Here is a 20,886-nt window from a genome sequence, read left to right as displayed (position 1 = left end):
CATGGTCAAAATCGGCGACCCTTGCTGCAGTCCCCAGATTGAGACCGGGCAATGATGCAGGAAAATGCCCAATCCCATCATCCGCAAACGAACCGCTGCCGTCGTTGGTCCACAATGTAACGCTGGTTCCCGTTCCTCCTTCCTGGGTCAGGATGTCAATATCGCCATCATTATCGAAGTCGCCCACTTGAAGAATCCCAAAATTGGATGTGCCGCTGTCAGTCAGCGGCAACGTGCCGGAGGTGAAGGTGGGGCTGGTGGAGGCGCTGACGTTAGCCGGCAGAGCAAAAAAATAAAGCAGCATTGCGGTAAAAGCCATGATTGCAACAAAAGTTTTCCTTATTGAACTAAGTATAGGCAAGTTTCTCTCTCCTATTGTTTTCAAGCTTCTATAACGATTCATAGTGAAATTCCTCCCAAATACTGTCTTCTTCGTCAAAATAGATACATCCAAGATAATAGTTGTTGTCCGATGACCGCCCCTCGCAGCGCAATCTTCTTCATTTCCTATGCCATCACTTTTCCATTCTGCCTAGCCACAATTCCATACACTTTCTCACCTACGGCAATATGCTCGCGCACGTCCAACTACAGCCGTTACCCGAGCTCCACGCAACTGTTCTTATTTCTAAATAACACCAGAACAAACATTAGCCTTCATAATAAACACTTATATTCGATTATTTTCTACACTAATCGACATTTTCAGCATAACATACCGTTCTGATCAAATTCTGAACACTTTCAAATCCATAAAAAAAGTAACGGCAGCGCCACGATCAATATCCTTGGCGCTGCCGCTCACAATCGCTGGTACAATTGAACCGTGGTTTCCATCGGATCAATTCCCAATTCTTCCTTCATCAACCTCGTATATCGTTCATAGTGACGGATCGTGGACGTCATCAACCAGAACCACTCGCAGCATATTCGCATCACCTCGTAGGAATTCGTATCTTTATTTTCGTACCGCTTCCCGGCACACTCCCGATTTCCAGTCCTGAGCCGTATAAGTTGTGCAATCGGCGTTCAATATTAATCAGACCTACGCCTCTGCGACCTTGTCGCCTTTCTTTCAGATCGGCCAACACGGCTTCCGGAATTCCCGGCCCATCATCACTTACGATAATGACAACGGCTTCCTCATTTGATTTTATTGAAATATGCAAGCTTCCCCCATCCAGTCGATGCATGGCCCCGTGCCTAACTGCATTTTCTACAATAGGTTGAATGATAAGCGGAGGAATCTCATGTCGGATATTCTCGTCAACATCGAGAACGATTTGCAACCGTTCCCCAAACCGCGCTTTCTCGATCTTCAAGTATGAATCCACCAGCTCCAATTCTTTGCTAATGGAAACGAGTCGCTCCCGATTTTGAAAATCGAAGCTTCCTCGCAAGTATTCGCTTAGGTCCTCAAGCAAAGCCTGCGCCTTGCCGACATCGGTATGGCTGACCGATATTATCGTCGTGAACGCGTTAAACAGAAAATGAGGCTTGATCTGCGCTTGCAAGAAAGCCATCTCGGAGCTGATCAGCTCGCTTACGGAAGTTTTCATGTTCAGCAACGTCCGGATACGTGCTCTGAGCTCCCCGGCCTCGACCGGTTTGCTAAGAAAATCGTTAACCCCGGCTTCGAAGGCTGACAGCATGTCCTCCGATCGGTTTTTCGAGGTCAGTAGCAGCACCGGGAGCTCGGACAATGAATACCGCTCGCGGATGCTGCGACACACTTCGTAACCGGACATGCCAGGCATCATCAGATCGAGCACGGCCAAGTCGATACGATGATTGCGTTCCAACGCCGCAAGCGCCATCATGCCATCCGAAACAGCGATAACCGAGCAGTTGTCCGAAGATAAGAGAGTCGTCAGCACATGCCGATTGATAGGATCATCATCCGCGACGAGAATAGTAAATTCTCTTCCACCGCTCGATATCAAAGTCTCCTCCGATGAAACCTCCACGCCTGCTGCCAGCTCCGTCAATCCGCGCGGCAGCTCAGCGATCACGCCGTGCTCCACCGGTTGGCTATTTACTCCGGTTGCCACAGGTAGAGTGAATGTAAATACCGATCCTTTACCGACGGCAGACGACACGACAATCGTCCCGCCATGAAGTTCAACCAGTCGCTTGGTGATGCTGAGACCAAGCCCTGTTCCGCCATATTCCATGGCAATCGTTCTGCCCGCCTGATCAAACGATTCAAAGATCGCTTGCAGATTTTCCCGAGGAATGCCGATTCCCGTATCGTGAACAGATATTTCCAACCATCCGTCCCTTTCGCTAGCCGTAATCCGGATCTCGCCCTCCGCAGTGAACTTGAGCGCATTGCCGATCAGGTTGTACATGATTTGCACAAGCCTGTCTTCGTCGGCATTCACGCTTGGAACTTCGAGCGGCAATCCGTCTATAAACCGAACCTGCTTATCTCCAGCCAGATGCCGGAACATCTCCAACACCACGCTTACCAACGGCCGCAATCCCACCGTATTCCGCCTAAGAATAAGCTCGCCATTTTTCAATTTGGAAAAATCGAGAATATCATTGATCAGATTGGCTAATCTGCGCGAAATGGACACGATTGCTCCCATATTTCCCTTTTCGGAGTCGTTCAATCGGTTGGATGCGCCTTCGAGTACCGACTGCGAGAGGTTGATGATACCGTGAATCGGTGTCTTCAACTCATGCGACGTATTGGCCAGAAACTCATCCTTCAATCGATCGAGGGAAAGCAGCTTATCCGACATCGTCTCAATCGTCCGGAAAGCGTCCGAGAATCGCCTCGCCAGAACGGCCGCCTCGATAAAAATCAGCGCGAACATACCAAAAGGAAATATGGGTTTGCCGATCCAGTAATATTGGTACGGGTTTTGCAAGAACAGAATGTCATGAACCATAGTCGCAATCAAAATAACCCCGCCGGTAATCTGCAGCCCAGCACCGCTTCGTTTTCTCCATACGGCCACAACAAGACCGAAAATATAATAAACGCAGCTTAATAGAACAAAAAAATGAAAGAGGTTCGTCCACTGCGTATACATTTCAGTCGGGAATACAACAATGGTCAGAATGAATCCGCAGCCGATCCACACCATCGGTCTGATGATCTTCTTTGAAAATTCTTCAGGGTAAAGCTCGCGAATGAACAGCGTCGTGAGCGTAAGTCCTCCGTAATAGGTAAGATATTCGAAGAAAATAAGCAAGCGTATATCGGTATCCGGGAACAGATGCAGCAGGAAAATCTCTTTTAACGACATGATCCGTATGACGACTAGCAAACAAATAAGTCCGAAATAGAGAGCAGACCTATTCGTTCTGCGTAAAATAAAAATGGCGATATGATATAATCCCATCATTAACGTACTGCCCAGAATAATCATATCTATTGCAAATTCCTCTTGATTCAAGTCAGCGATTCGTTCCACGGTACCGAGCTTCATCGCATTCCATATCCCTCCGCGGGCATACAGATAGTTGGATACTTGCACGACGATTTCAAATTCCTTGGCAGTAGGCTGAAACTCGATCGTTTGGGGCAGATAAGCGGCAATAGCCCGATCCTTGGATTCCGCCACCTTTCCGCCTACGGCTACCGTCTCGCATTCAATCATTACCTTATAAGCAGTGGATATCGTCGGGATTTTCAATGATAAAGTAGAAAGTTGACCATCCGTCTTCACCTTCAGTCGGTACGTCGCATACCCCTGTCCAGGCAAATGCTTTCCTTCCACTTGATACTTATTCCAAACACTCGGCACGTCGACATACTCGCTAGATTGTTGAAGGTCCAATCGTTTGAAATCATCCGTTGCAAGAAGCCGTTCCCAATAAAAGCCCCACTCCCCGTCAAGCTTAATCTCACCCTCTCTTTGGAGGTCCCATTGCGTCAAATCCAGTTCGCCATGTACGACCTGCGGGTCCTCCTTGTCAGGCTGCTGATTCGTGTTTGATCTGAGCAGTAGAACCGCACTAGATGCCGCCAACGTAATCAATACAATCATTGCGATTACTTTAATATAGCGTTTTTTAAATTGCACCCTATTACACATCCTTCTGGTTATAAGAAAAGCCCCAAAGACCGCAAGATCCTTGGAGCAACTATTTCTTCTTTTTTAATATGACCCAAACCCAGTTCACTTAAGGTTATCCCCTTGGCTCGGTTATTGTCAATGTGAACATTAAGGAATGCGCGCGTTTGAGCAGATGAAAAAGATACCCATTTTGTCGTCATGCGCGACGAAAAAACCCCGCCTTAGTCCGATACGGGACTAGGCGGGGCAAAGCTTCTTCGTTAAGTGACGGCAGACGTTGCGGCAGCGGCGGCTAGGCGCTGGCGCCTGCGCCGTACGACCAAGCCATGGGACGGCGAGAACAGGAACGTAAGCAGGAACAGCAGCCCCGCCGCGCATACCATGCAGCCGGCGATCGAGGCGTCCAGGAAGACGGCCGCGAAATACCCGCCGACGGCGCTGACGATGCCGATCGCGAGGCTTAGGCCGATCATCGCGCTTAAGCGGTCGGTGAGCAGATAAGCCGTCGAAGGCGGAATGATGAGCAGCCCGACGACGAGGATGGCGCCTACGCTCTCGAAGGAGCTGACAGTCGCCATCGACACAAGGCCCATGAGCACGTAGTGGAAAATCGCAACCGGTATCCCAAGAGCCGCAGCCAGCGCCGGGTCGAAGGCGCACAGCTTGAACTGCTTGTAGAACAAGCCGACGACCAGGGCGATCGCAAGCAAGGCGAGTCCGAGCAGCCAGACCGCTTTCGGTCCGATACCGACTCCCCCGATCGTGAGCGTATTCCATTGCACATAAGCGATTTCCCCGTACAGCACGCAGTCGAGGTCCAGGTCGACTTGCCCGGTGTTAAGGCTGACGAGAATAATGCCGACGGCGAACAGCGCGGTGAAGACGACGCCGATGGAGGCGTCGCTCTGCACGCCGCTCTGGTGGAACATCTGGATAAGAAACACGGTCAGGAAGCCGAAGGCTGCCGCTCCAAGGAGCATGAAGAACGAGTCCCGCGAGCCGCTGACGAGAAACGCGATGACGATGCCGGGAAGCACGGAATGGCTGATCGCATCGCCGATCATCGACATTTTGCGAAGGATGAGGAAGCATCCGAGAATGCCGCAGCAAGACGCGACGAGCACGCCCGTCAGAATGATCCACAGTCCGCTCATGATGCCGATACCTCTCTCTCTCCTTTAGCCGAAACGCCGGACGACGACACGCTCGTTTTCTTCTCGCTTTGCCAGCTTTTCTTGGCGTTCGACCTTCTCAGAAGCTTAGGGATGACGCCCCGGCGCGGACCGAACAGCACCGACGCCACGAAGAAAGAAGTCGCCGTAAGCACGCTGAGCGGACCCGTCGGAAGCTGGGCGACACCCGCGCTCACCCACGTACCGATGGCGCCGCTTAGCGCCCCGAACAAACCCGCGAGCACGGTCATCACGCCGAGCCGGTCCGTCCAATACCGCGCCGATACCGCCGGCGTAATAAGCAAGGCGGCCACGAGCACGACGCCGACCGCTTGAATGCCGACGACGACGCTTATGGTGACGAGGCAGAGCAGCAGCTGCTCGAGCGTCTTGACCGGAAAGCCGATGCCGCTCGCGAAGCCCGAGTCGAAGCTGATCAGCTTGAATTCCTTGAACAGGAGCGCGCAAGCGCCGATAAGCAGTATGGCAACGCCGCCCATAACGTACACGTCGGACAACGTCATCGACGCCGCCTGGCCGAACAGGAATTTGTCCAGTCCGCTCTGGTTGCCGTAGGAGCTATGTTGGATTTGGGTCAACAGCACGATGCCGATGGCGAAGAAGACGGAGAGGACGATACCCATTGCCGCGTCGGGCTTGATGCGGGAATGGCGAATGATCCAGCTCATGCCGAATGTGGCTAGCAGGCCCGAGAGAATGGCGCCGATCAGGAACAAGCCGACGGACTTCACGCCCGTCAGCATGAAAGCAATGCAGATGCCGGGAAGCGCCGCGTGAGCAAGCGTATCGCCGATCAGGCTCTGCTTGCGCAGGTAAGAGAACGTCCCGATCACCCCGCTGCTAAGGCCGAGGAGCAAACTACCGAACAGAATCCATTGCAGATTCGGATCGGTCAGTAGATTCCACATGGCTCGCTCACCCTCCCGTCCCGGCGGGTTGGAGCGAACCGGCGTCTTCCGCCGAAGCCGACTTGGTGACGAAAGCGAGTCGTCCTCCGTATGCCTTCTGCAAGTTTTCTTGCGTGAACGTGCTTGAAGTCGGCCCGAAGGCGACGAGCTCGCCGTTCAGCAGAAGCACGGAATCGAAATAATCGACAACGGTCGCAAGGTCGTGGTGAACGACGAGCACCGTCTTGCCTTGCCGCTTAAGCTCGTTCAGCAAGGTGACGATAGCTTTCTCCGTCGCGGCGTCGACGCCGGCGAACGGTTCATCCATGAAATACAGCGTCGCGTCCTGAGCGAGTGCCCGGGCTAGAAACACCCGCTGTTGTTGCCCGCCCGACAGCTGGCTGATTTGGCGATTCGCGTAGTCCGCCATGCCGACCTTATCCAGGCAGTCGAGCGCGATCGCTTTCTCCTTGGAGCCGGGGCGGCGAAACAAGCCCAAGTGGCCGTACCGCCCCATCATGACGACGTCGAGCGCGTTCGTCGGAAAATCCCAGTCTACCGATTCCCGCTGAGGAACGTACCCTACCGTCTTCCGTTGCAGCCGATACGGCTGACCGTAGACGGCGACTTCGCCGCCAAGCGTCGGCTGAAGACCCATGATCGCTTTGATCAGCGTCGATTTGCCCGCTCCGTTCGGTCCGACTATGCCGATAAGTTCCCCTTCGTTCACAGTGAACGTCACGTCGCGAAGCACAGGTTTTTTCTGATAGGCGACGGTCAGTCCGTACACCGCCAGCGGGGGAATCGTTGTCGTTCTCTCCTTCATCCTGACTCTCTCCTCCCGGCAATCTAGTTATTTTAAGGCATTAACGATCGTATCGACGTTATGCCGCACCATTCCGATGTATGTGCCTTCAATCGTGCCTTCCTTACCCATGGCGTCCGAGAACAGCTCTCCGCCGATAACGACGTCGTGCCCATTGCTCTTAGCCCCTTCGATAACGGCCTCGATCGATTTCTTCGGCACGCTGGACTCGACGAACACGGCTTTGATTTTCCGTTCCACCAGCATGTCGCGAAGAGCGATCACGTCTTTGGAGCCGTATTCCGAGGCGGTACTGATACCCTGCAATCCGACGACTTCGATGTCGTACGCAGCGCCGAAATAACCGAAAGCGTCGTGAGCCGTTACCATGACGCGTCCTTCCTTCGGAATCGTGTCGATCTGGGCGCGCGCATAGTCATCCAATTCCTTCAGATTCGCTAGATAGGCTTCGGCGTTCGATTGGTATGCCGCCTTGTTCGTAGGGTCCGCTTCGATCAACGTATCCCGGATCGTCTCCGCTGCGTTCATCCAGAGCGAGACGTCGAACCAGACGTGCGGATCGTGGGCGCCGTCAGCCTCGCGGAGCTTCTCTTCGGGAATGTTTTTCGTTACGGCGACGACGCGTTTCGATTTGCTCATTTTCTCGAACATTTCCGTCATTTTGCCTTCCAGATGCAGTCCGCTATAGAGGATCAGATCCGCGTCCTCGAGCTTCTTGATGTCTCCTTGGGATGCTTTGTACAGATGGGGATCTACGCCCGGTCCCATCAGCCCGGTTACTTCCACGTGCTCTCCGCCGATTTCCCGGGCAACGTCGTTGATCATGCCGATGGTTGTCGTTAACTTCAAAGCTCCGCTTGCCGTTTCTGACTCGGACTTGTTGCCGCATCCCGACAATAACAATAAGCCCATGGATAGGAACAAGACCGCCAATAGTAATCGTTTCACGGATGATGGCTGCTTTCTCATGATTCGCTCTCCCTCTAGTTATCTATTTTATTCTGTTGTCTACCGGCAAATATGTTGTGATTAGGACGAATACTTTACCTCGCACCTCTTTCTTTATAATACACAAAAATGTTTCATCAATGCAACATTTTATTTTAAAAGGCTGAGTTCCACTCTGTTGTGGCTAAAGCGGACAAACGAACTGTAAAACATACAGTTATTTCCCGGCAGAAAAGTTCGAATCGCATTTAATAATGAATACAACGCAAGGACAATAAAGAGACGCGCGGGAGTAACCCGGCGTCTCATTTAGGTTTCCCATACCAACAGAGTAACCGCCTCCATATGTGTGGGTTGCGTAAAATGGACAGTTCTGAGTGGCAGTATTCGCGGCTCCCTACATCATTAATTCATAAGTATGTTAGCGCATTCCTCTACCGCCACCTGCCCCCCCTCGACCTCCACCCCCGCGTGATGGGGTAATTTGAGTGATTTTTTCTCCATTGACCGTAACTTCGCCGCCATTTAATTGAGCAGTACCATCAGGGTCGAAAGCGGAAGCTGCTTCTACATTAATGGTTCCTCCATTAATGTAGATATCTCCGTTCGAATCAAATGCATCCGTATCACCGCTAGCCATACTTACGTCTATGGTACCGCCATTGACTTCAATCGCCGCATCAGAGTTGACTTTTGGCGAGGCATTTATGCCATCATTATTCGCATTCAAAGTAATCTTTCCATCATTCACCTTGATATAGTTTGCCTCGATGCCTTCCTCACTGGTCTCTATGTTAATGGTGCCGCCATCTATTTGAACAAAGCTGTTGCCGCGGATGGCATCATCGGCAGCGGCGATATTTAATGTACCGCCTTCAATATAGATATACCCAAGGGAAGCATCTTCATCGTTTTCGCTATGCAGGGCATCCTTATCAGAATCTATTGTAATCGTTCCATCATTGATAAGAATGGCATCATTGGCCTCTATAGCATCCGCAGATGAATGAATGGTATACACGCCTCCAGTAATTTTGAGATCATCTTTCGAAGAAATACCATTACCTTCATTAGATACAATTTCTAAGGTTCCGGTTCCATTCAGTGTCATATCTGCTTTAGAGAAAATTACTGCATCCAAATTGGTATCTCCATCCGCCCCATAGCTTCCTGAAACCTCCATATGGTTCTTACTGTCAGTGGATGTAACGAATACTTTATCCGCTGCTTTCACATAAATGGCGGGTGAATCTTCATTGGTTATACTGACGCCGTCAAGGACGATTTGAACTTTTGCATCCTCGGCAGCATCAACCACTACCGTCACATTTTCTACCTCGCCGCTTAAGACATAGACGCCTTCCTTATTCAATGTCACATCTTGATTGCTTTCCAAATCCATTTGTGTTGCAGCTGCAAGATCCGCCGACTGTTCTAAATCCCGATCACTGAATAATTCCGATGTGTCTAGAACGGAAGCTTCCGCTGCTGACGTTGCGCTTGACGTTGCGCTTGACGTTGCGCTTGACGTTGCGCTTGACGACACGGTCGAACTCGATGTTTGAGTGGTTGCAGTAGCATCCCCGCTGCCGGCTTGTGCCTTAGAGCATCCCACGGCAGATACGCAAAGTAATGCGGCCAAAGTAATGGCGCTTATGCTTTTCAGCTTTTTGTTTTTCATGAATTAACACTCCTCGTATAATTAGTAGCAATCATCTGTTTATTATTCAGAAAGCATTACCGCTTCATGACTTATTTAAATCTTAGTGCAGATATCTTAAATCAAACTTAAATAACGAATCCTAAAGTTCTCTTCCATGATTAAAGTCAGCCCAAAAAACAAAATTCCCTCAGACTTATCCGTCTGAGGGAATATAAAGATCGGGCTATTTCCTGTCTAGCCATATAACGCACTCCACATGGCTCGTATGCGGGAATAACCAAAATCGCCTTTTATGCAACCTGTTTCACATAGATGGCCATGTGACTTGCTTTTCGTTAGATGTTGAATCCGTGTCCAAAACGGAGTTAAGGCGTCCGGGCCAGAAACTCCACTTGCCCTGGATCAGCGTAATGGCCGGTACGAGGAATGGACGTACAACGAACGTATCGAGCAGAATCCCGAGCGCGGTAATGACTCCCATTTGCAACATCAACTGAACCGGCATCGTGATCAAAACGGCGAACGTACCCGCAAGAATGAGGCCTGCCGACGTAATGACGGACCCCGTCTCCCCCACGCCTTCCAAGACTGCTTGTTTCAACGGCATTCGCTTGCTTTTTTGCCATATGGAAGATATCACGAAAATGTTGTAATCCTCGCCCAGCGCGATTAAAAATACAAACGAATATAACGGTATCGTGCCTTGAATCACGTCCATGCCCAGGAAGTGGTGCAAGACGAGCCACCCTAATCCCAAAGCCGACAAATACGAGAGCAATACGGTTAAAATAAGGTAAGCCGCGGCGATCAAAGAACGTAGATACACGACTAGGAGAGTTGCGATCATGATAATGATCAGCGGCAAAATGATGCTCATATCCCGTATGTTTGTTTCTTTCGTGTCATATTGCTCCGCGGTCTCTCCGGAAATCCATACATGTTTCGCAGCGTCCGTGTCGCCTGACTGACGCAACGTGCCTTCGACCGATCGGCGGAGTTCCGGAATCACCTTCATCGCATCCATCGAATAAGGGCTCATGTTAAGGGATACGTCATACGCCAATAGTTCCGGGTTCGTCCGCCCGGCCAGCGGCTCGGATACTTGTGTCACGTAAGGAAGCGAGGCCAAAGTCTGTGCAATGTCCCGATCCTTGCCGTCGGTATCCACGATCACTTTAACGGGAGCGAGTTCGCCGGGCGAGAACTGCTCGCCGATGACGGAGAATCCTTCTATGGATGCCATCGTTTTTGGGAACATGGCCAGCTTATCAAACGTGAACTTAACCTGAGTCGAGAATACTGCAAATCCGCCGAGCACCATGCAGGTCAGGACGATAATGAGCCAAGGCCGACGTACGACAAGGGAACCGATAACATTGCGCGAGGGCTTGCTTGAAGCCGGGGCCGGATGTCCCTTACGCTTGGCTCGTTCGGCCAGCATGCCCGGCGTCCTCGGAATGAACGGCCAGAAGGAAACGCGCCCCATAATGGCGAGTAAAGCAGGTACAAGCGTCAAGCTGGCCAGTCCCATAATGAAGATGGAAATCCCAAACGGTGCGGCGAGTAGTCGGAACGAACCGTACTCCGCTGCGATCATCGCTAGGAGCGAGAGAATGACGGTTAAACCGCTCATCGCGATCGCGCCTGACGATCCGGTAATGGCGCTGCGAAGTGCCTTGCCCTTGTCCGGTTCAGACTTGAGCAGTTGACGGAACCGGTAAATGAGGAACAAGCAATAATCCGTACCGGCGCCGAACAATAATACCGTCATGATATTGGTTCCTTGCTTTTCCACCGTTATCATGCCGCTGTGCACCATCCACCCCAAAATCGGACTGATGACGAAGTAAGCGATGCCTACGGCAACCAGCGGGTGCATAGCCAGAATCGGCGAGCGGTAAATGAGCAGCAGCAGCACGAGCACAAGAAGTGCGGTACCGAAGAGCAACGTTTTGTCGGCCTGTTCGAATACTCCGGTTGCGTCGATCTGTATGCCGACCGGACCGGTCACTCTTGCGTTCAAGTCGGCCGGAGAATCGATGGCGACGGCGAACGGATCTGAACCGAATAGGACGGTTGCTTCTTCTTTCGCTTGATCTACGCCTTCCTTCCACTCATTCGATTGCGTGCTTTTACTGAAGAATACTGGCGAGACGATGGTGCTGCCATCCTCCGACAGCCTCGTTTTCAAATCCTGAAGCGGCATTTCATGCAAAGGCGGTACGGATGTCTGATACGGTACGGGATGTGTCGATAATCTTTCGGTAAATTGTTGGATGCGCTGTAGATCGGTATCGGTCAGTCCTCCTTGGCGGTGCCACACGAACAGAGCAGGAGCATCTTCCGCCTTCGGATATTCTCTTGTAACCAATTCACGTGCTTGTACGGATGGCCTGGTGTCAGCCAATGGGGGAGCGTTATTTACGACTTCTTTGCTAATGGAAGGTGCCAGCGTGCTTAACAGCCCTGCTGCGACTAACCAAATAAGCAAAGTAACCCATCTGGTTGTTGGTCCTGCCACCCATTTATCGATTCCAAATCGATTCTTCATTCCTGAGTCTCCTTTTTAAAAAGGTAATGTTCTCTCCATCATTTGCTTGGAGGCTCGAAGAGTTCGATAGGATTACCTGCCGGGTCATCTAGTAGGATCTGCCGCCGAGTTCCGGTTTTCGCCCATCCGGCATGGCTTGAGCGGCTCCACCTGGACCATTCGCGGCATTCACAAGAAGATTCAAGTCACCATTCTGCAAAATGGCAAAACCAGGCGCAGGATGTACTTTTACAGTGAAGTCCAGATGCTGTGTATAGCATGCGATAGTCAGTCATAGTCTTGGAATAAAATTAAAGAGAACAAGGATACCGGACATCCCATATAGAACAATTACAACGATTCGAAACCAACGCGTTCTATTCTCATAATCATGCGCAACCAGATACAGCGATACTCCAGACACAATAAGGAATAGAAAGATCAATAGATATTCGGATAGATAGGGTGGCATCATTTCCTCTCCATCCATGTTGAAGATTGTGATCAAAACTCAATTCAACCGCTTTTCTCCGCAGATTCTTGCTTTTTTTCTTTTTTGAGGGCATCGGTCTTCCTTATGAGGGACACAGTTCCAAAAAACAACAGCAGAGCGAGTACCGGATGAAGAGCAGATAAATATCCAATTCCAGACGGTAATTTGGCGCTGACCGCTATCAAAATGATGATGCCGAACAAACCCGCACTACGCAGTCGAAGAGAAAGCGGCAGCCGAGCGACGAAAGACATCACGAGTATCAGGATCGAAACAATGATCAGCAATCTGGAAAAGCCTGTATGGCTCGCCCATTGGGCCGAATCCCAAAATACTGCGAGACCGGCAAGAAACACCTGGATCAAAATGCAAATCGCAAATATCAAGACCATTGCCTTAAACATCAAACGCGATATAACCACCAACGGTGAAAGATTGGTTAATTCCACCGCGCGATCCCCGGCTTCAGGTTTACTGCGGTTTACGGGTAGGTTGCTCATCTTTGAATCCTCGCTTTCGTTAAATTATGATCGATCGGGTTTTTCTCTCGTTTCACAGTCAGTTTAAACAATAAATGTCGAGAACTTATGCAGATCCTCCCCCTTTTGTGTGGATTTCTTCAAGAACATGCTCAATCACGGTATAATTTTCGGTAAGCGGTGTATTCTCGCACTGGAAGCAGACTAAACTGGAAAGATGGGATTGGAATGGAACCGAAATTGTTGCTTGTAGAGGACGAACGGGGCATGCTTGAGGAGATGCGCACCTATCTGCAACGTGAAGGGTTTCGGGTATTGACCGCCTCTACCGGCAAGGAAGCGCTCACGATTGCCCGTTCTGAACGGCCTGATCTCGTCGTGCTTGATTGGATGCTCCCCGAGAAAAGCGGCATCGACGTATGCCGCGAATTAAGGCAAACCTCGCATTGCGGTATTATTATGGTCACGGCCCGATCGGATGAATCGGATAAAATCGTCGGTCTGGAAATCGGTGCGGACGATTATTTGACGAAACCGTTCAGCTTGCGAGAGCTTGCTTCGCGCATCCGGGCTTTACTTCGCCGCTTGCGCGGACCTGAAGACAGGTCGATTTTCTTGGAAAGAGACAACCTGATCATTTCCGAGGCCAAATGTCAGGTATTCAAGGACGGCCAGGAGATCCAACTGACACCGACGGAATTCAAAATTTTGTACACGTTGGCTGCGCGTCCCGGAATTGTTTTCAGCCGCCTGCAATTATTAAAAGCCGCACTCGAGGACGAATATATGGGATACGAAAGAACGATGGATTCCCATATCCGGAATCTTCGCCGCAAGTTGGGAGACGATCCGACCAATCCTCGTTATATTCAGACGGTATACGGTTTCGGTTACCGATTCGGTGAACAATCATGAGGTTGACGGTACGTATGAAAATATTTGCCTGTATGGGTCTTCTCGTGCTCATCGTAAGTTTCACTTTCTCCCTTACGACGCAAGTTTACACAAGCGGCTTGATCGATCAATTTCAAAGGGAACAACACGATGCCGACTATTTGAGCTTCTCGCCCGAAGAGCGAATCGAAATATTCAAATCTTATATCCTTGAACATACGCGGCTGAACGCGCTGCTCAAAGTCACGAATGGCGTGCGCTTGTTCTTTTTTGTTGCGGTCGGGTTGTTTTTCAGTTTTTGGATCTCGGGGGTGCTGACCCTTCCGCTCAAAAAGCTTATTGCCGCCATAGAGCGCGTGGCGCAGGGCGACCTGAACGTCAAAGTGCCTGTAGACTCGAAAGATGAGTATGGGAAAGTCGCCCAAACGTTCAATGATATGACATTTCGCCTGCGTGAAGCCGAGGAAGCCCGCAGACGGTTGGTAGCTGATGTCGCTCATGAGCTTCGAACTCCGCTGTCTATCATGCAGCTCAAATTAGAAAACGCTCAACAGACCGGTCAATACGTCCCTCCGGAAATGCTGCTTAGACTCCATGACGAAGTAATCCGCTTAGGCCTGCTTGTGGAAGATCTTCATGTCTTGTCGCTGGCTGAGGCGGGCCGGTTGGCATTGGATCGCAAACCGCTCGATCTGTCGGCAAGACTCGAACAAATCGTTGATGATGTGAAAATGGAGGCTGAGGATAACGGACTGGAAATACGCTTCTATTCGAACACGAGGCCGGTAACGGTGATGGCCGACGCGAGACGGATCACGCAGGTGTTCATTAATTTGTTGACTAATGCAATCCGCTACACGCCGGAAGGCGGAAAGATTTCGGTTGTCATTGAAGACAAGGTCCTGAATCGGAATGCAGTCTATACATGTGTCTCTGTGATAGACACCGGCATCGGTATTCCAGCCGAAGAGCTGGCCCACCTATTCGATCGTTTTTATCGCGTGGAAAAGGCCCGTTCGCGGCATACAGGCGGAACGGGGCTCGGATTATCGATCGCTCATCATTTTGTCAGAGCCCACGGCGGGTTCATCCGCGTCGTGAGTGAGCCTGATCAAGGTACGACATTTACCGTTTATTTGCCTTTGGATAAATGATGAAACTCGAGGAGGTTAAATAATGAACAGTTAATGAGGCGGCGTTGTCGGGTATCAAAGCGTTAAGATCGGTTGGTTGGCATATTCCATACCCCCCTGACTTAAGTATTAACGGCGGGCATGCTGCACTTATTTTGCGAAATCCACAAGTTAATCACATTCTTATGTATTTGCGAATACAATTCGCCGTTACTTGTGATAGGGTTCAGCTTATCATCCTAAAGGCGAAAATTATAGGGCACCCTCACTGCCCTGATTCATGCAAAAGTGTGTTACGATTCGGCTTGAACGTGCCGTCGGGATAGCCGCTGACGATTCCATCACTAACCGCTTGCTTGATGTTAGCCTCCGCCCAGTGTCCGGAGATATCGTTAAAGTTGATTGGCTGTATCGGGACTTCCGCATGCTCGTCCACCGCAAGCACAAATACGAGTTCGCCTCCATCATCTGGATGTAGCTTCCTTCCGGCATATGCCGGTCGAAAAGCTTCGTATATTCATTTGCTCGCCTAAAGTCCTTCCGGTAAACAGAAACAGCCGCCGACAAATAGAGAAGTGTTCCTGTGTATGGTTCCCACTCCGGCTTCGGAAGCTTGTCTTCTATCTGACGAAGCCGGGATTCCGCCGCCTCCATTTCGCCCGCTTCCACCAGCACTTTGACATAAAGAAACTGAATGCCCGGCTTTCCCGCCAAACAGGACTCCGGTAGCGCGCGCAAAGCGCGCGAATCCCAAGCGCGAATCCATGCTCCTCCAGCCAATCGGCCGCCTTGACATGGAAGGGCTTCGACGCTGCCGCATACTTCTGCCGAAAGAGCCTTCCCTGACTTTCAGCCTGTCCGGTAACCGCCTCGCACAATGGGTCGTTCATCCTGTCCAAGATCGAAGTTTGCAAGAGGAAGGACTGCATATCGTCGGACAGAATAGCGAAAGCCTCCTGAAACAGATAATCGGATATACTGCGGTGTTCCCCGCTAAAAGCGCGGATAAACTCAGGATAATTCCCGCTTTTTTGCAGCGAAAGGGCAGCTAGATGCAGTCCGCTGATCCATCCCTCCGTGCGGCTGACCAGATTCACGATCTGCTCAGCCGACAGCGACAATCCCATGCAGTCCTGAAAGTAGCGAATCCAATACCTTCGCGACCGCCGCTCGCTCGACCAGACTTTGCCAGAATGACGATAAATTCGGGCGCGTGACGTTATCCGCCGGGAGGTAGCTGCCGTTCCTCAAGCCAACCGACGAATTTCTCCGCAATAACGGGGTCGAACTGGCTTCCGCTGCCGTCTTTGATTCGGGAGATCGCTTCTTCCCTGCTCAAAGCATTGCGATAAGGCTGATCGTGCGTCATGACGTCGTAAGCGTCCACCACGGCGAACAAACGCGCCGGCTCGGGGATTTGATCCTTCATGATGCCGTGAGGATAACCGTTTCCGTCCCATCTCTCGTGCAAGGACAAGATCGACTCCGCCAATGCCGGTTCGCCCAGCGAGAATACAAGCCTATAACCGATTTCGCTATGGGTTTGCACAATCTCCCGCTGGTAAGGAGTCAATTCCCCCGCGTTCAGAAGGATATCCTTCGGAATTGCGATTTTACCCACATCATGCAGAGCGGCCAGCTTCTGAAGCAACTCCGTCTGGGAAGAATAACGAGGAATGTCCATCCGTTCCGCAAGCCCCAGTGCCATATCGGTAACTCTCGCAATATGGGCGGGATCTTCGATTCCCGACGCGTACATCTTTCCCGAGATGTCTTCGATCAATTGTCGGCGGACGTTACGGCTTTCAATTAGCTTTCTCTTGTACATCTCTTTCTCCGCCCGGACAAACAGCTCGGAGAAGCGTTCCTCCGGGTGGGTGAGCGTAGCCGTTCCGACGGCCATGCTGATCTTAATCGGCGAAGGTTCCGAGTCTTCGAACGCTTCCATCAAATGCCGGACTTTGGATTGACACGCTTCGGCGTCCGTATCCGGCAGCAGGATCAGGAATTCGTCGCCGCCCCAGCGTATGCAAACCGCTTCTTCGCGGAATATCCGCAGAATCAGTTCGGACGCGCGGATCAGCAGCCCGTCGCCCGACCGATGCCCGAAAACGTCGTTCACCAGCTTCAACCCGTTCATGTCCGCCATGACGACGCTAAGCGGAACGCCGCTCGTCTGTCGGTACTCCTTATCCACCCATAAGTCGAGATAATTCCGGTTATACATCCCGGTGAGGGGATCATGCGTACTCAGAAACTCCAGCATCTCTCTCGATTGGTGTTGTTCCGTCTCGTCCGTCATAATAATCATAATGCGGGGTTCCTCGATAACTCCCGGCATATCGATCCGCTTGTACTCGATGCGGATGCGCATTCCATCCCTTTCGATCATGGCTGGCAGCTCTGTCGATATCCTCTCGGGCCGCTTCTCTCGACTTGGCTCCAGCAACTGAAGCAGTTGCAGCTCCAAATAAGCCCGGGCGTCCGGTTCGTCCGGCCAGACAAGCATGGCAAACGGCAATCCGCCGATCTTGCGGCCGAATATTCTTGCGCATTCCGCGCTGTACTGTTTTTGCACTTTCAAGCTGCTGTCTATCATCAAAAATCCTTGTCCCGCATTATCGAGCAAAGTCTTTATCTCAGTCTCCATCCGGATCATGGCGAGGCTCATCTTATCGCTGATGTGAAGCACCTTGTTCATTTCCCGCAAAATTTTCTCATAACGGGACGAGAGCTTCTCATAGCCGGGCAGAAGCTCATTGTAGCGATGCTTGTCCGCCTGCATCTCCTGTCGTGCGGACAACAGCGACTCCTGCTCCTCGCTGAATACCGCTCTGATCTTTTCGTGTATTCCCACTCGTGCTGCCCCCTAACCGGCATTCGAGGACGCCGCTCTGAACGCAAACAGAGCGATGTCGTCGCGCTGAGGCTCGGTCCCCATATATTCCGCAAGCTTCCGTTCGAAAAGTATGCGCTGCTCCTGCAAAGAATACCCGTTGAATGATTCGATCCATCTCATGAGGAGAGATCTGCCCATCGAGATGTTTTTGACTCCGCCGTTCTGATCCGTTACGCCGTCGGTAACCAGATAATAGGCAGCATCTGCATCCGCGTCAAGCTGATGATTCGTGAACTCGCAATCGAACGGCGTTCTGCGGTAACCGATTTTAGGTTTGTCCCCCTTCACCCTCCGCACTCCCGCCGCATCCGCAATATAGATCGCCATGCCCGCTCCCGCGAATGTTACGATATTCCCATGGACGTAACAAAGTCCCAGATCAAGCCCGTCGTCGGAAAGCCCCTCCCGGTCTTCCTGACGAAGCATTTGCTTCAGAAGGACATTCAGCTTGCTGAGAACCTGCGAAGGAGCGTCGTTCCCGCCTTGATCGGCAATCCGGTTCAGCAGCGCAATCGTAAGCATCGACATTAGCGCCCCCGGTACGCCGTGACCGGTGCAATCCCCGACCGCCACCCATCGGACATCGCCGACCTGCTTCGTCCAGTAGAAGTCGCCGCCGACAACGTCCCTCGGCCTCCACACGACCAAATGCTCGGCAAACGCGCTTTCCAGGATGGAATCCTCCGGCATCACGGACTGTTGGATACGGTTCGCATAGGCAATGCTGTCCGTCATCTCTCGGTTGCGGACCGCCAATTCCCGAGTCCGGTCAGACACGGCAATTTCCAGCTCTTCGTTAATCCGCAGCGCGCGTTTATAAGGATCGGCCAGCTTTCGCGAGATGTAATAGAAGAAGAAAACGATGACAGCCAGCGTGAAGATGACGGCGACCGTCGTCTGCACCCGGATCGTATTCAAAAACCCGACTGTCTCACTCCGCGGCACGAGGACGAGAAGGCGCGTCTCCATCGAACGCATCGGATAGCTGATCATGTCCGTCAGCCGGCCACCCCTGTCCTTCGCTTCCAATACCAGCTCCTGCCCAGGGTCTGCAAGGGCAAGCTTGTCCTGCGCAGCCGGAGATATAAACTCGGAAATGTTCCGCCCTGTCTGTTCGAATCGGTCTGACAAGAAAATGGTGCCGTCCTTGCCGACCATCCACAAATTGCTGTCTTCCCCATAGCCGTATGCAGCGAAGTCGCCGGACAACGCCTTCAGACTCATGCCCATGGCTGCGATTCCAAGCGGTTCGCCAACATCTCCGATCAGGACATTCGTAAAGACAAACGTATCCTTGAGATTGTCGTTCCAGTCGATGTCCACCGTCGTTTTTTGTCCCGAAGCGATGTCCCTGAAAAACCAATCGTCATCCGGATCGTCGGGGCTGACGACTTGCAGCAGGCCCCTGTCCGACCAATATTGCTTCGTCCCAACGCTTGTAACGCTGGCAGTCGTATAATCCAAGGAAGCGGGGATGTTTTTTAACTTCTTCAGTATTGCTTCACCCAATCGCGAGTCCCTCTCTCCTCCCTTCAACCACTCGAGGACGATCGGATCGTCCGCCAGCATCGTAGAAGATTCGACAGCCCGAGCGATTCTCTCCTCGACCCGGGAAGAGATTGATTTCGCAATCGTATCCAGTTCATTCGTTTTCAGCTTTTTGACGACCTCGTTCCGGGTGATCCGGTAGGATAAGACGCCGACGAGCGTAGTCGAAAGTACGAGCAAGACAGCAGCAAGCAGCATTACTTTGAAGACGCTCCCATCGTATAAGGGCAGGTTCCGATCCAAAGAACTTCGCTTCTGGAACAACAAACTCTCATCTCCCATTGATGCGCTTTACTCTTCTTTGGCAATGATGTGAAACGGCAGAGTGAGATCCTCCTTAAACTCTTCGGCGCATTCCAACTCGCTTTCGTTATCTTCGTCATAGCGCCAATAAACCGTAATATTTTTGCCGCTTAGGTGCCCGGCCTCCATCTTCTCCAGAAGCATCATGAAGCATTTCGTGCTGGACGTGTTGATGTAAGGAAGCTCGAGTTCGAAATGAACGGTTGCTTCTGTGGAGAGCTGCACCAAATATTCGTCCACCCATTGAAGCAGCGGCTCGTAGAAATTGAACGCATTCTCCGGGTAAGATTGGCCGCGAATGAGCAGAGTACCCTGTTCCGGATCGAAATGTACCTCCGGCGAGGTTCTCGAGCTCTTAATGCTTATAGGTTGTAACTGATTCATCGCTAAACCACCGCTTTCAATATAAAAAATGATAGAAACTCGTCGACTTTCGTGACGGAATATTCGAGCGGCATCGTCGCTTTCCGCGCCATGTCGATAAGGCCGACGCCGGCGCCGCTTGCTCTATCCGGAAGCTCCTTCTTCAACTGTTCCTTATACGCTCGCTTGAGCCCGTCTTTGTCCAGCTTCACGACCGATTCTACGCGGGTGATAAGACTGTTCAAGTCGTCGTTTTCCACTAGATTTCCGGAACAGATATAAGTTCCCTGCTCGGTTTTACCGATCGTAACGATACTGGATTGGGAAATGCGGTCGCACACTGGGAGAACGCTCTTGGTCGCGCAGTAATTATTGATATTTTGCGTTTGCTCGATATAAATGGAAAAGATGTGCGATATTTCATTTTTCGGCTTATTTTCCGCTACCAGATACTTCTTGATGGCTTCGCCGTATTCTTCGATTAAATGCTGGGAAAGCCAGCCGGAGAAGCTGATCAGAATGCCGTTGTTCCGAAGCAGCGTTTGAACTTCGAGCAGATGGTTATCGATCATCTAAGTCCCTTCCTTTACGCGTTACTTGACCTGAACGTGCAGCCCTAATCCTCAAAATTATATACTTTTTAATAGGTTTAGAGAAGACCGTCCCGAAATTCGATTGTGCCTCCAAGCGCAA

At 51.3% G+C, this 20,886-nt stretch carries 17 protein-coding genes; 2 read left to right on the top strand and 15 right to left on the bottom strand.

The features are described 5' to 3' along the window. From ACFPPD_RS19555 to ACFPPD_RS19515, 9 genes are all read right to left on the bottom strand, one after another. The coding region (locus tag ACFPPD_RS19555) for an FG-GAP repeat domain-containing protein (RefSeq protein WP_378082960.1) at window positions 1–403 on the bottom strand (403 nt) is incomplete at its 3' end. 532 nt (window positions 404–935) lie between these two features. Continuing rightward, window positions 936–4,040: a hybrid sensor histidine kinase/response regulator gene (locus tag ACFPPD_RS19550; RefSeq protein ID WP_209748041.1), complete on the bottom strand. Its 3,105-nt coding sequence runs from the start codon at window positions 4,038–4,040 to the stop codon at window positions 936–938. A gap of 254 nt (window positions 4,041–4,294) precedes the next feature. Continuing rightward, a complete protein-coding gene (locus ACFPPD_RS19545) occupies window positions 4,295–5,188 on the bottom strand; it encodes a metal ABC transporter permease (RefSeq protein ID WP_209748039.1) in 894 nt (297 codons plus the stop codon). Next, the gene (locus ACFPPD_RS19540; RefSeq protein WP_209748037.1) at window positions 5,185–6,135 is read right to left on the bottom strand and encodes a metal ABC transporter permease; all 951 of its coding nucleotides are present in this window, start codon (window positions 6,133–6,135) and stop codon (window positions 5,185–5,187) included. The genes ACFPPD_RS19545 and ACFPPD_RS19540 overlap by 4 nt, the downstream gene beginning before the upstream one ends. Window positions 6,136–6,142: 7 nt before the next feature. After that, window positions 6,143–6,940: a metal ABC transporter ATP-binding protein gene (locus ACFPPD_RS19535; RefSeq protein ID WP_209748035.1), complete on the bottom strand. Its 798-nt coding sequence runs from the start codon at window positions 6,938–6,940 to the stop codon at window positions 6,143–6,145. 27 nt (window positions 6,941–6,967) lie between these two features. After that, entirely contained in the window at window positions 6,968–7,909 is a 942-nt protein-coding gene (locus tag ACFPPD_RS19530; RefSeq protein WP_209748033.1) for a metal ABC transporter solute-binding protein, Zn/Mn family, read from the bottom strand. Window positions 7,910–8,309: 400 nt separating this feature from the next. Beyond that, window positions 8,310–9,569 (bottom strand): carbohydrate-binding domain-containing protein, encoded by a 1,260-nt coding sequence (locus ACFPPD_RS19525; protein WP_209748030.1) that lies wholly within the window; start codon window positions 9,567–9,569, stop codon window positions 8,310–8,312. 286 nt (window positions 9,570–9,855) lie between these two features. Beyond that, the gene (locus tag ACFPPD_RS19520; RefSeq protein ID WP_209748028.1) at window positions 9,856–12,102 is read right to left on the bottom strand and encodes an MMPL family transporter; all 2,247 of its coding nucleotides are present in this window, start codon (window positions 12,100–12,102) and stop codon (window positions 9,856–9,858) included. 495 nt (window positions 12,103–12,597) lie between these two features. Continuing rightward, window positions 12,598–13,074: a DUF6220 domain-containing protein gene (locus ACFPPD_RS19515; RefSeq protein WP_209748026.1), complete on the bottom strand. Its 477-nt coding sequence runs from the start codon at window positions 13,072–13,074 to the stop codon at window positions 12,598–12,600. A 207-nt stretch (window positions 13,075–13,281) separates the two neighbouring features. On the opposite strand from ACFPPD_RS19515, the gene ACFPPD_RS19510 reads away from it, so the two are divergent. Together ACFPPD_RS19510 and ACFPPD_RS19505 are read left to right on the top strand one after the other, a co-directional pair. Further along, the gene (locus ACFPPD_RS19510; RefSeq protein WP_209748024.1) at window positions 13,282–13,968 is read left to right on the top strand and encodes a response regulator transcription factor; all 687 of its coding nucleotides are present in this window, start codon (window positions 13,282–13,284) and stop codon (window positions 13,966–13,968) included. Next, window positions 13,965–15,101 carry a sensor histidine kinase gene (locus ACFPPD_RS19505; RefSeq protein ID WP_209748022.1) on the top strand — a complete coding sequence of 379 codons (1,137 nt, stop codon included), beginning with the start codon at window positions 13,965–13,967 and terminating at the stop codon, window positions 15,099–15,101. Before ACFPPD_RS19510 ends, ACFPPD_RS19505 begins: the two co-directional genes overlap by 4 nt. Before the next feature lie 244 nt (window positions 15,102–15,345). Here the strand turns inward: ACFPPD_RS19505 and ACFPPD_RS19500 are convergent, their stop codons facing one another. The 6 genes from ACFPPD_RS19500 to ACFPPD_RS19475 form a co-directional block, all read right to left on the bottom strand. After that, complete coding sequence (locus ACFPPD_RS19500) at window positions 15,346–15,525, bottom strand: S-layer homology domain-containing protein (RefSeq protein ID WP_378082954.1); 180 nt, start codon at window positions 15,523–15,525, stop codon at window positions 15,346–15,348. Window positions 15,526–15,700: 175 nt separating this feature from the next. Further along, window positions 15,701–16,207 carry a winged helix-turn-helix domain-containing protein gene (locus tag ACFPPD_RS19495; RefSeq protein ID WP_209748020.1) on the bottom strand — a complete coding sequence of 169 codons (507 nt, stop codon included), beginning with the start codon at window positions 16,205–16,207 and terminating at the stop codon, window positions 15,701–15,703. A gap of 92 nt (window positions 16,208–16,299) precedes the next feature. Then, window positions 16,300–17,937, bottom strand: a complete 1,638-nt coding sequence (locus ACFPPD_RS19490; protein ID WP_209748018.1) for a bifunctional diguanylate cyclase/phosphohydrolase — start codon at window positions 17,935–17,937, stop codon at window positions 16,300–16,302. A 12-nt stretch (window positions 17,938–17,949) separates the two neighbouring features. Then, window positions 17,950–19,725: a SpoIIE family protein phosphatase gene (locus ACFPPD_RS19485; RefSeq protein WP_209748016.1), complete on the bottom strand. Its 1,776-nt coding sequence runs from the start codon at window positions 19,723–19,725 to the stop codon at window positions 17,950–17,952. A 93-nt stretch (window positions 19,726–19,818) separates the two neighbouring features. Then, the gene (locus tag ACFPPD_RS19480; RefSeq protein ID WP_209748013.1) at window positions 19,819–20,214 is read right to left on the bottom strand and encodes a DUF1987 domain-containing protein; all 396 of its coding nucleotides are present in this window, start codon (window positions 20,212–20,214) and stop codon (window positions 19,819–19,821) included. Between the two features lie 2 nt (window positions 20,215–20,216). Further along, the gene (locus ACFPPD_RS19475) at window positions 20,217–20,765 is read right to left on the bottom strand and encodes a SiaB family protein kinase (protein WP_209748012.1); all 549 of its coding nucleotides are present in this window, start codon (window positions 20,763–20,765) and stop codon (window positions 20,217–20,219) included. Window positions 20,766–20,886 lie beyond the last annotated feature (121 nt).

Origin of the sequence: Cohnella suwonensis (genome assembly GCF_042655365.1) — a bacterium.
Taxonomy (GTDB): domain Bacteria; phylum Bacillota; class Bacilli; order Paenibacillales; family Paenibacillaceae; genus Cohnella; species Cohnella suwonensis.
The sequence above is the reverse complement of the archived record's forward strand: the minus strand, read 5'-3'. Positions and strand labels throughout refer to the sequence as shown.

What these genes read in the sequence shown, in the direction of transcription:
- ACFPPD_RS19545 (WP_209748039.1), bottom strand. Translation starts at nt 5,188, where the DNA reads ATGAGCGGACTGTGGATCATTCTGACGGGCGTGCTCGTCGCGTCTTGC.
- ACFPPD_RS19540 (WP_209748037.1), bottom strand. Translation starts at nt 6,135, where the DNA reads ATGTGGAATCTACTGACCGATCCGAATCTGCAATGGATTCTGTTCGGT.
- ACFPPD_RS19535 (WP_209748035.1), bottom strand. Translation starts at nt 6,940, where the DNA reads ATGAAGGAGAGAACGACAACGATTCCCCCGCTGGCGGTGTACGGACTG.
- ACFPPD_RS19530 (WP_209748033.1), bottom strand. Translation starts at nt 7,909, where the DNA reads ATGAGAAAGCAGCCATCATCCGTGAAACGATTACTATTGGCGGTCTTG.
- ACFPPD_RS19525 (WP_209748030.1), bottom strand. Translation starts at nt 9,569, where the DNA reads ATGAAAAACAAAAAGCTGAAAAGCATAAGCGCCATTACTTTGGCCGCA.
- ACFPPD_RS19520 (WP_209748028.1), bottom strand. Translation starts at nt 12,102, where the DNA reads ATGAAGAATCGATTTGGAATCGATAAATGGGTGGCAGGACCAACAACC.
- ACFPPD_RS19515 (WP_209748026.1), bottom strand. Translation starts at nt 13,074, where the DNA reads ATGAGCAACCTACCCGTAAACCGCAGTAAACCTGAAGCCGGGGATCGC.
- ACFPPD_RS19510 (WP_209748024.1), top strand. Translation starts at nt 13,282, where the DNA reads ATGGAACCGAAATTGTTGCTTGTAGAGGACGAACGGGGCATGCTTGAG.
- ACFPPD_RS19505 (WP_209748022.1), top strand. Translation starts at nt 13,965, where the DNA reads ATGAGGTTGACGGTACGTATGAAAATATTTGCCTGTATGGGTCTTCTC.
- ACFPPD_RS19495 (WP_209748020.1), bottom strand. Translation starts at nt 16,207, where the DNA reads ATGGGATTGTCGCTGTCGGCTGAGCAGATCGTGAATCTGGTCAGCCGC.
- ACFPPD_RS19485 (WP_209748016.1), bottom strand. Translation starts at nt 19,725, where the DNA reads ATGCTGCTTGCTGCTGTCTTGCTCGTACTTTCGACTACGCTCGTCGGC.
- ACFPPD_RS19480 (WP_209748013.1), bottom strand. Translation starts at nt 20,214, where the DNA reads ATGAATCAGTTACAACCTATAAGCATTAAGAGCTCGAGAACCTCGCCG.
- ACFPPD_RS19475 (WP_209748012.1), bottom strand. Translation starts at nt 20,765, where the DNA reads ATGATCGATAACCATCTGCTCGAAGTTCAAACGCTGCTTCGGAACAAC.